Here is an 8,810-nt window from a genome sequence, read left to right as displayed (position 1 = left end):
GCCGCCCCTACGGCCCGGGCCCGCGCGTGCCCTGTTACATCGTCTCGCCCTGGAGCAAGGGTGGCTGGGTCAATTCCCAGGTCTTCGACCACACCTCGGTGCTGCGTTTCCTCGAAGCCCGCTTCGACGTGAAGGAACCGAACATCAGCGCCTATCGTCGCGCCGTCTCGGGCGATCTGACGAGCTGCTTCGACTTCCTCAACCCGAACGCCACGGTGCCGACGCTGCCGAGCCGCAGCCGGGTCTCGGCCGACTGGATCCGCCTGCAGCAAGACCAGAAGGACCAGATCCCGACCCCGGCCGAGGCGGACCAGACCGCGCCGGATCAGGAAATCGGCATCCGCCCGTCGCGCGCGCTGCCCTATACGCTGTTTGCCGACGCCAGCGTCGGCGAGAAGAACGTCACCCTTTCCTTCGTCAACAAGGGCCTGGTCGGCGCGGTCTTCCACGTCTACGACAAGCAGCATCTCGACCGCGTGCCCCGGCGCTACATGGTCGAGGCGGGCAAGAGCCTGTCGGACACCATCGCGGTGGACGCCGGGCAGACCCATTACGACTTCTGGGTCCTGGGGCCGAACGGCTTCCACCGGCATTTCTGGGGCGACTTCAACCTGCCGGGCGGCAACTTGCGCGCCCATCCGGAGGTCGCCATGACCTACGACCCGGCCGGCCAGTCGGTGACTCTGACCATGACCAACACGGGCAAGCGACCCTTCGTCGTCGCCGTGACCGCCAACGCCTATGAGGTCTATTCCGTGCGGCGGACGCTCGCCGTCGGCCAGACCGTCAGTGTGGCGCGCAGCGTTCGCGCCGCCGGCAACTGGTACGACCTGACCGTGGCCGCGCTCGCGGGCGACAGTTTCGGCCGTCGCTATGCCGGTCGCGTGGAGACGGGCAAGGACAGCGTTTCCGATCCGGCCCGGGTGCTGGCCGTGCTGGCATCCGCCGGCTGAGGGGCGAGGGCTCGAGCATGACCGATACGAACCGCCGCAATTTCTTGAAGTCCGGCGCCGCGGTGGCCGGCATAGCCGCGGCCTCGACCGCCTTTCCGCCCTCGATCCGTCAGGCCCTGGCGATTCAGGCGAACAATGCCACGCGCTCGATCAAGGACGTCGAGCACGTGGTGATCCTGATGCAGGAGAACCGCGCCTTCGACCACTACTTCGGTACCTATGCCGGGGTGCGTGGTTTCGGCGACCGCTTCACCATCCCGCTGCCCGGTGGCCTCAGCGTCTACCAGCAGACCAACGGCACCCGCATCGTCATGCCCTATCATCTGGATTCGAAGGCGGGCAATGCGCAGCGTGTGCAGTCGGTGCCGCATACCTGGCCCGACGCCCATCAGGCCTGGGACAACGGCCGCATGACCGCCTGGCCGACCTACAAGAAGGACCGGTCGATGGGCTATTACACCGAGGCGGAACTGGACTTCCAGTTCGCCCTGGCCCGCGCCTTCACCGTCTGCGACGCCTATCATGCGGCGATCCACGCCGGCACCAATCCGAACCGTCTGTTCCACTGGACCGGCACCAACGGACCGACCGGGTCCGGTGTCGCCATCGTGGTGAACGAATGGGACAGTCTCGGCAGCTCGAAGCAGGGCCATGCCTGGACCACCTATGCCGAGCGGCTGCAGGCGGCCGGGGTGGGTTGGAAGGTCTATCAGAACCTGCCGGACAATTTCACCGACAACCCGCTGGCCGGCTTCAAGACCTTCCGCGCTGCCTCCGAGGCGGTCGGCAATATCGGTGTCCTCGGCGGCTTTCCCTTCATTCCCTACCAGGAGAGCCAGGACGCCAAGGCGCCGCTCTACAAGGGCGTCGGCAACACCATGCCGAAGGGCGGTATGCTGCAGGAATTCGCCGACGACGTGAGTGCCGGCAAGCTGCCCCAGGTCAGCTGGATCGTGGCGCCAACCTTCTATTCCGAACATCCCGCGGTGTCCGCGCCGGTGCAGGGCGGCTGGTATGTACAGCAGACGCTGGCGGCCCTGACCGCCAATCCCGAGGTCTGGTCCAAGACGGCGCTGATCGTCAATTTCGACGAGAACGACGGCTTTTTCGATCATGTCCCGCCGCCGACCGCCTATTCCTTCAATGCCGACGGCTCGCCGGCCGGCGGTTCGACCATGGCGGTCGGTCAGATGGCCTCCGAATATTTCAACCACCCGGCCCCGGCCGGCACCTCGAGCCAGCCGACGCCGGACGGACAGCCCTATGGTCCCGGCCCGCGTGTGCCCTGCTGGGTCGTTTCGCCCTGGAGCAAGGGCGGCTACGTCAATTCCGAAGTCTTCGACCACACCTCGGTGCTGCGCTTCCTCGAGGCGCGCTTCGGGGTGAAGGAGCCGAACATCAGCGCCTATCGGCGTGCGATCTGCGGTGATCTCACCTCGTGCTTCGACTTCGTCAATCCGAACGCAGCCGTGCCGAGCCTGCCGAGCCGTACCCGGGCGAAGGCGGATACCATCCGCATCGCCCAGGAATTGAGCCTGGCGGTCAAAGTGCCCGACGCATCGGCCCAGAGCGCGCCGCAGCAGGAGGTCGGCATCCGGCCGTCCCGCGCGCTGCCCTATGTGCTCCAGGTCGATGCCACCGTGTCGGCCGCGTCGGTCGGCCTCGCTTTCGCCAACAATGGCAAGGCGGGTGCCGTGTTCCACGTCTACGACAAGCTGCATCTCGACCGCGTGCCGCGGCGCTACATGGTCGAGGCTGGCATGAGCATGAGTGCCCGCTGGACACCGGATGCGGGACAGTCGTCCTATGATCTCTGGGTGCTCGGCCCGAACGGCTTCCACCGCCATTTCAAGGGCGATTTCAACCTGCCGGGCGGCCCGCTCCAACCCCGTCCCGAGGTCGCCTGCATCTATAACGCGGCGGCACAGTCAATCGCCCTCAAGCTGGTCAACCGTGGCAAGACGGCGGTTACACTCTCGCTCTCGTCCAATGCTTACGAGAGCTACAGCCTGACCAAGACCGTGGCGGCGGGCACCAGCAGCTTGATCGTCCGCTCGCTCAAGGGGTGGGGTAACTGGTACGACTATACTGTGGTGCTGGGCGACGGCACGAGCTTCAGCCGTCGTCTCGCCGGCCGGATGGAAACGGGGCATGACAGCATCTCCGATCCGGCCGACGTGATGAAGGAGATCGCCGGGACCTGACGGCGGCTTCAACCCTCGAAGTAGCAGGGCTGGTCGAGGTCGGCGAGCAGGCCCGGTTGTTCGGGCTGCCAGGCGAAGCGTTCCCGCGTCCAGGCGCTGGAGGCGGGAACGTCGAGGGCGGCGAAATGGGCGAACCAGCCGAAATGCGCCTGCGCTTCTGCGGGGGCCAAGCTCGTCACCGGCACGGAGAGGCGCCGGCCGATCGCCTCGGCCAGGGCGCGAAAGGGCACGCCTTCCTCCGCCACCGCGTGATAGCGGGCGCCCGGCTGGGGATTTTCCAGGGCCAGGCGGAAGAGCCGCGCCGCGTCCAGCCGGTGGACCGCGGCCCAACGGTTGTCGCCCATGCCCGCATAGGCGGCGACGCCCTTCTGGCGGGCGAGGCCGATCAGCAGCGGCACGAAGCCGTGATCGCCCTGGCCGTGGACCGAGGGCGGCAGGCGCATCACCGAGACATTGGCGCCCCTTGCCCGGGCTGCATCCGCGGCCTCTTCCGAGGCGGTGCGGGGATGCCGAGCCGCGCCCGCGGCCGGCGTCGTCGTCTCGCTCGCCAAGTGGCCCTGGGGCAGGATCCCGGTGCCCGAGGTGACGATCAGCGGCCGGGCAGAGCCGTCCAGCCCGTCCGCCAGGGCGGCGATGGCGCCGCGGTCGGCCTCGCAATTGTCGGCGAATGTCGAGAAATCGTGGTTGAAGGCGGTATGGATCACGCCGTCCGCGGCGGCGGCCCCGCGGCGCAGGCTATCCGAGTCGTCCAGGTCGCCACGGTGCACTTCGGCGCCGAGGGCGGCGACGGTTGCCGCCCCCTGGTCCGAGCGGGCGAGGCCGAGCACGGCATGGCCGGCGGCGAGCAGTTCACGGACGACGGCCGAGCCGACGAAGCCGCTGGCTCCGGTGACGAAAACACGCATGGCAATCCTCCTTCGGCAGAAGCGCCGGGCCGGTGTCGGGCCGGACAGAAAGGGGATAGGGCCGGGTGGCGGGACGATCTATGCTGGCTCGTCCACCATTTCTTCGCGTGCGTCCGAATCCATGGATCCGCTCTCCGATCTCCTGTCCCTTCTCGCGCCGCGCAACCTGCTCTCGGCCGGCTTCGACGCGGCCGGTCCGTGGTCGATCCGTTTCGCCGGCCAGGCGCGGACGATCAAATGCGGCGCCGTGGTGACCGGCCGCTGCTGGCTGGCGGTGGCGGGGGCGGCGGTCGACCTCGGCCCGGGCGATTGTTTCCTGCTGCCCCGGGGCCTGCCTTTCGTGATGGCGAGCGACTTGGCGCTCGACCCGGTCGAGGCGCAGGGCGTGTTCCCGCCGGCGCGGCGGGGCGGCGTGGTCACTCATGGCGGCGGGGGCGAGTTCCTGGCGGTCAGCAGCCGCTTCGTGCTCGACGGTCCGCAAGCCGACCTGTTGCTCGACATGCTGCCGCCCATCGTGGTGATCGCAGGTGACGCCGAATCCTCGGCCCTGCGCCAGGCGGTCGAGCGCATGATGCAGGAACTGAGCGTCGAACGGCCGGGCGGCAACCTGGTGATCAGCCACCTCGCCCATATGGTTCTGGTCGAGGCGCTGCGCCGCCATCTCGCCAACGGGGCGGAGGGCGGGACCGGCTGGCTCTCGGCCCTGGCCGACCGGCGGATGAGGCGCGCCATCGGCGCCATGCACGACGATCCGGCTCGGCGCTGGACCTTGCAGGAGCTGGCGGCCCACGTCGGCATGTCGCGTTCCAGCTTCGCCGCCTGCTTCAAGGCGACGGTGGGGGTTCCACCGATCGACTATCTGACGCGCTGGCGCATGGCGCTCGCGGGCGACCGGCTGGCCCGGCGGGGCGATCCGGTCTCGGCCGTCGCCCTCGCCCTCGGCTATGAGTCCGAGAGCGCCTTCGCCACCGCCTTCAAGCGCGTGATGGGCTGCACGCCGCGCCGCTACGGGCAGGCCGCCCCGCGTTGACGCGGACCGCCACCTGCGGCTCAAATGACGGGCCTCGATCAGCGACGGAAGCGACCATGACCGACCAGCCTCTGATCTCCCTGAACGACGGCAACCGGATCCCGCAGCTCGGCCTCGGCGTCTGGCGCACGCCGGAGGAGGATGCGGCGGCCGTGGTGCGTCATGCGCTCGTCACCGGCTATGCCCATGTCGACACTGCCGCGATCTATGGCAACGAGCGCGGCGTGGGCGAGGGGATCCGCGCCTCCGGCGTGCCGCGCGAGGAGATTTTCGTCACCACCAAGCTGTGGAACGACAAGCAGGGCTATGACACGACGCTCTCCGCCTGCGAGCGGAGCCTGGCGCGCCTCGGCCTCGACTATGTCGATCTCTATCTGATTCACTGGCCGGCGCCGGCCAAGGGGCTCTATGTCGAGACCTGGCGGGCGCTGGTGCGGCTGCGCGCCGACGGCAAGGTCCGCTCGATCGGCGTCTCCAACTTCATGCCGGAGCACATCAGCCGTATCGTCGACGCAAGCGGCGTGGTGCCGGTGCTGAACCAGGTCGAGTTGCATCCACGCTTCTCGCAGAAGGAATTGCAGGCATTCCACGATTCGCTCGGTATCGCGACCGAGGCGTGGAGCCCGCTCGGCCAGGGCACGCTGCTGAACGATCCGGTGATCGGCGAGATCGCGGCCAAGCACGGGCGGACCCCGGCCCAGGTCATCCTGCGCTGGCACCTCGACAGCGCGCGGATCGCCATCCCGAAATCGGTGACGCCGAGCCGGATCGAGCAGAATTTCGCCGTCTTCGACTTCACCCTCGGCGAAGACGACTGCGCAGCGATCGATGCCCTGGACGCCGAGGACGGCCGCATCGGTCCCGATCCCCTGACCGCGAACTTCTGAGCGGAGCGAGCGCTTGCCTTCTGTGCTCTTCGTCTGCCTCGGCAACATCTGTCGCTCGCCCATGGCCGAGGGAGCTTTGCGCCACCAGGCGCGCCGGGTCGGCGTCGACCTCACGGTCGATTCGGCGGGGACCGGCGGCTGGCACGTCGGCGAGCCGCCGGATCGGAGAGCCCAGAAGGTGGCGCGCCGGCACGGAGTCGAGATCGGCGATCTCCGCGCGCGCCAGGTGACGCAGGAGGATTTCCGCCTGTTCGATCATGTCGTCGCCCTCGACCATGGCAATCTGGCGGCGCTCGAGGCGCGCCGGCCGGTCGACGCCACGGCGATGCTCACGCTCCTGCTCGATCATGTGCCGGGGCGGGAGGGGCAGGCGGTGGCCGATCCCTATTACGGCGATCTTTCCGCCTTCGAGCAGACCTGGGCCGAGGTCACCGCCGGGGCCGAGGGCCTGCTTCGCCTATTCGGCGCGGAGTCCGGCCCGGTTGGAGACGAAACGCGCCAGCGCCGGCCCTAGCGCCAGCACGACCAGGAAACGCGCCATCTGCATCGCCATGACGAAGGGCGCGTCGACATGGGCCGAGGCGGCGATGATGGCGACCGTGTCGGCGCCGCCCGGACTCATGGCCAGATAGGCGGTGAGCGGATCGACCCCGGCGACCAGCATCAGGATCCCCGCGAAGCCGCCGCAGATCGCCATCAGCGAGAGAATCGACAGAAGCACCCGCGGCAGCACCCGCAGCGCATGGCCGAGAATCGCCCGGGTGAAGGACAGGCCGATGCCCCAGCCGATCACGGCATAGGAAAGGGCGAGCAACAGGGGCGGGATCGCGATCGTCATCACGTCGAAGCCCTGGAGCACGGCGCCCGCCACCATGGGCAGCAGGAAGGGACCGGCCGGCAGGCGCAGGCGCTGGCCCGCAATGGCGCCGAGCAGGATCAGCGCGAGAGTCGGCCCCAGCGTCGCGAAGTCGAGCGGGGCGAGCCAGTCCGGCCCCGGCGGCGCCGTCCCTTCGACCGCGGCCAGGCGGGCCACGATCGCCGCCGCTCCGGCGACCAGGGCGACCCGGAGATATTGCATGAAGGCGACAAGGCGGGCGTCGGCGCCGAAGGCTTCCGCCATCAGCACGGTCGCGGTCGCAGCGCCTGGTGTCGAGCCCCAGACCGCGGTGGTGCCGGGCAGCACCCGGCCCCGGGCGAGCAGCAGGCCGAGCCCGGTCGAGGCGGCCAGGACGGAGAACACGCCGGCCGCGAAGATCGGCCAGTCGGCGGCGATCTCGCCCAGGATCGAGGGTTTGATCGCGGTTGCGATCATGGCCCCGACGACACCCCGGGCGAGCAGGAAGAGCAGGGGCGGGACCTTGATCTCGATCCCCCGGGCGGCGAGGACGACACCCGCCACCATCGGCCCGATCAGCAGGGCCGCCGGCAGGTGCAAGGCTTCGAGCAACAGGACCCCGGCCGCCGAGAGGGCGACCAGGCCGGCCCAGCGAAGCCCGGCCGTCAGGGCCATTTCACCTCTGGCGGCAGGGACATGAGGATCGCCTCGGTATTGCCGCCGGTCTTCAGGCCGAAGGTGGTGCCGCGGTCGTAGAGCAGGTTGAACTCGACGTAGCGCCCGCGCTTCACGAGCTGGGCTTCGCGCTGTTCCGCCGTCCAGGGCGCATCCATGTGGCGGGCGACCAGCTTCGGATAGACCTCGAGGAAGGCTTCGCCGACCGCGCGGGTGAAGGCGAAATCCGCTTCCGCGTCGCCGCTCGAAAGATTGTCGTAGAAGATGCCGCCGACGCCGCGCGCCTCGCCCCGGTGGGGCAGGAAGAAATAGTCGTCGCACCATTTCTTGAAGCGCGGGTAATAGCCCGCGTCGAAACGGTCGCAGGCGGCCTTGAAGGCGTCGTGAAAGGCTTCGGTGTCTTCGGCAATGGGAAAGGTCGGCGTGAGGTCGCCGCCGCCGCCGAACCAGCCGAGGCTGGTCTCGATCCGCCGCGTGTTCATATGGGCGGCCGGCACCAGGGGCGAGCAGGGGTGGGCGACCAGGCTGATGCCGCTGGCCCAGAATTGGCCGCTCTCGCTGGCACCGGGGATATTCTTGGCGAATTCGGGGCTGAAGGTGCCGGCGACGGTCGAAACGTTGACGCCGACCTTCTCGAAGACGCGGCCGTGCATGACCGACATGACGCCGCCGCCGCCGCCCGGCCTTTCCCAGGTCTTGCGCTCGAAGCGGCCGGCCGGGCGGTCCGCGAAGGCGCCGGCATGGGCGTCTTCCAGGGCCTCGAAGGCGGCGCAGATACGGTCGCGCAGGCTCTCGAACCAGGCGGTGGCGCGGGTCTTCAGGTCTTCGGTCAATTCTCGGTTCCGGGCAACTGGTCGGTCTGGCGAAGCGCTTCGTGCAGGACCATGGCGGCAGCGGCGGCGACATTCAAGCTGCGCGCGGCCGGCACCATGGAAAGGCGGATCCGGGCATCGGCGAGGGCGTGAATCGCTTCCGGCACGCCGGCACTCTCGCGTCCGACCAGGAGGATGTCGTCCGGCCGGAAGGCGAAGCGGTGCGGCGGAAGGTCGCCGGAAGTGGTCAGCAGGACCAGGCGGCCGCCCTCCGCCTTCCGGCTTTGGTCGAAGGCCGCGAAGTCGACATGGCGGCGAATCGCTGCACGTGCGAGGTAGTCCATGCCCGCCCGGCGCAGCGACGCATCCGAGAAAGTGAAGCCGCAAGGCTCGATGACATCGACCCCGAGCCCCAGGCAAGCCGCCGTTCTGATCATGGTCCCCGCGTTCTGCGGAATGTCCGGACAATAGAGGGCGAGGCGCATGGCCACCCTTATAGATCGGCGTGC

The 8,810-nt window shown here is 68.9% G+C and carries 9 protein-coding genes; 5 read left to right on the top strand and 4 right to left on the bottom strand.

Annotated elements, in window-relative coordinates:
• Positions 1-953: phospholipase domain-containing protein (locus WC493_RS13735; protein ID WP_373066098.1), on the top strand; the 953-nt coding region annotated here is incomplete at its 5' end.
• A gap of 17 nt (positions 954-970) precedes the next feature.
• A complete protein-coding gene (locus tag WC493_RS13730) occupies positions 971-3,157 on the top strand; it encodes a phosphocholine-specific phospholipase C (RefSeq protein ID WP_373066097.1) in 2,187 nt (728 codons plus the stop codon).
• Positions 3,158-3,165: 8 nt separating this feature from the next.
• Here WC493_RS13730 and WC493_RS13725 read toward each other — a convergent pair whose 3' ends face one another.
• A complete protein-coding gene (locus WC493_RS13725; RefSeq protein ID WP_373066096.1) occupies positions 3,166-4,062 on the bottom strand; it encodes an SDR family oxidoreductase in 897 nt (298 codons plus the stop codon).
• Between the two features lie 121 nt (positions 4,063-4,183).
• On the opposite strand from WC493_RS13725, the gene WC493_RS13720 reads away from it, so the two are divergent.
• The 3 genes from WC493_RS13720 to WC493_RS13710 are packed head-to-tail and all read left to right on the top strand — an operon-like array spanning position 4,184 to position 6,493.
• Entirely contained in the window at positions 4,184-5,092 is a 909-nt protein-coding gene (locus tag WC493_RS13720) for an AraC family transcriptional regulator (protein WP_373066095.1), read from the top strand.
• A gap of 56 nt (positions 5,093-5,148) precedes the next feature.
• Positions 5,149-5,979 carry an aldo/keto reductase gene (locus WC493_RS13715; protein WP_373066094.1) on the top strand — a complete coding sequence of 277 codons (831 nt, stop codon included), beginning with the start codon at positions 5,149-5,151 and terminating at the stop codon, positions 5,977-5,979.
• 13 nt (positions 5,980-5,992) lie between these two features.
• Positions 5,993-6,493, top strand: coding sequence for a low molecular weight protein-tyrosine-phosphatase (locus tag WC493_RS13710; protein WP_373066093.1), 501 nt, complete (start codon positions 5,993-5,995; stop codon positions 6,491-6,493).
• Here the strand turns inward: WC493_RS13710 and WC493_RS13705 are convergent.
• The 3 genes from WC493_RS13705 to WC493_RS13695 are packed head-to-tail and all read right to left on the bottom strand — an operon-like array spanning position 6,437 to position 8,786.
• Positions 6,437-7,489 carry an AbrB family transcriptional regulator gene (locus WC493_RS13705; protein WP_373066092.1) on the bottom strand — a complete coding sequence of 351 codons (1,053 nt, stop codon included), beginning with the start codon at positions 7,487-7,489 and terminating at the stop codon, positions 6,437-6,439. The genes WC493_RS13710 and WC493_RS13705 overlap by 57 nt on opposite strands.
• The gene (gene hemF / locus WC493_RS13700) at positions 7,480-8,322 is read right to left on the bottom strand and encodes an oxygen-dependent coproporphyrinogen oxidase (protein ID WP_373066091.1); all 843 of its coding nucleotides are present in this window, start codon (positions 8,320-8,322) and stop codon (positions 7,480-7,482) included. The genes WC493_RS13705 and hemF overlap by 10 nt, the downstream gene beginning before the upstream one ends.
• Positions 8,319-8,786 (bottom strand): tRNA (cytidine(34)-2'-O)-methyltransferase, encoded by a 468-nt coding sequence (locus WC493_RS13695; protein ID WP_373066090.1) that lies wholly within the window; start codon positions 8,784-8,786, stop codon positions 8,319-8,321. The genes hemF and WC493_RS13695 overlap by 4 nt, the downstream gene beginning before the upstream one ends.
• Positions 8,787-8,810 lie beyond the last annotated feature (24 nt).

This window comes from Zavarzinia sp. (assembly GCF_041650655.1).
GTDB lineage: Bacteria > Pseudomonadota > Alphaproteobacteria > Zavarziniales > Zavarziniaceae > Zavarzinia.
This window is presented reverse-complemented; position numbering and strand designations above follow the sequence as displayed.

Coding starts and splice junctions, on each gene's coding strand:
- WC493_RS13705 (WP_373066092.1), bottom strand. CDS start 7,489: ATGGCCCTGACGGCCGGGCTTCGCTGGGCCGGCCTGGTCGCCCTCTCG.
- WC493_RS13695 (WP_373066090.1), bottom strand. CDS start 8,786: ATGCGCCTCGCCCTCTATTGTCCGGACATTCCGCAGAACGCGGGGACC.
- WC493_RS13730 (WP_373066097.1), top strand. CDS start 971: ATGACCGATACGAACCGCCGCAATTTCTTGAAGTCCGGCGCCGCGGTG.
- WC493_RS13720 (WP_373066095.1), top strand. CDS start 4,184: ATGGATCCGCTCTCCGATCTCCTGTCCCTTCTCGCGCCGCGCAACCTG.
- WC493_RS13715 (WP_373066094.1), top strand. CDS start 5,149: ATGACCGACCAGCCTCTGATCTCCCTGAACGACGGCAACCGGATCCCG.
- WC493_RS13725 (WP_373066096.1), bottom strand. CDS start 4,062: ATGCGTGTTTTCGTCACCGGAGCCAGCGGCTTCGTCGGCTCGGCCGTC.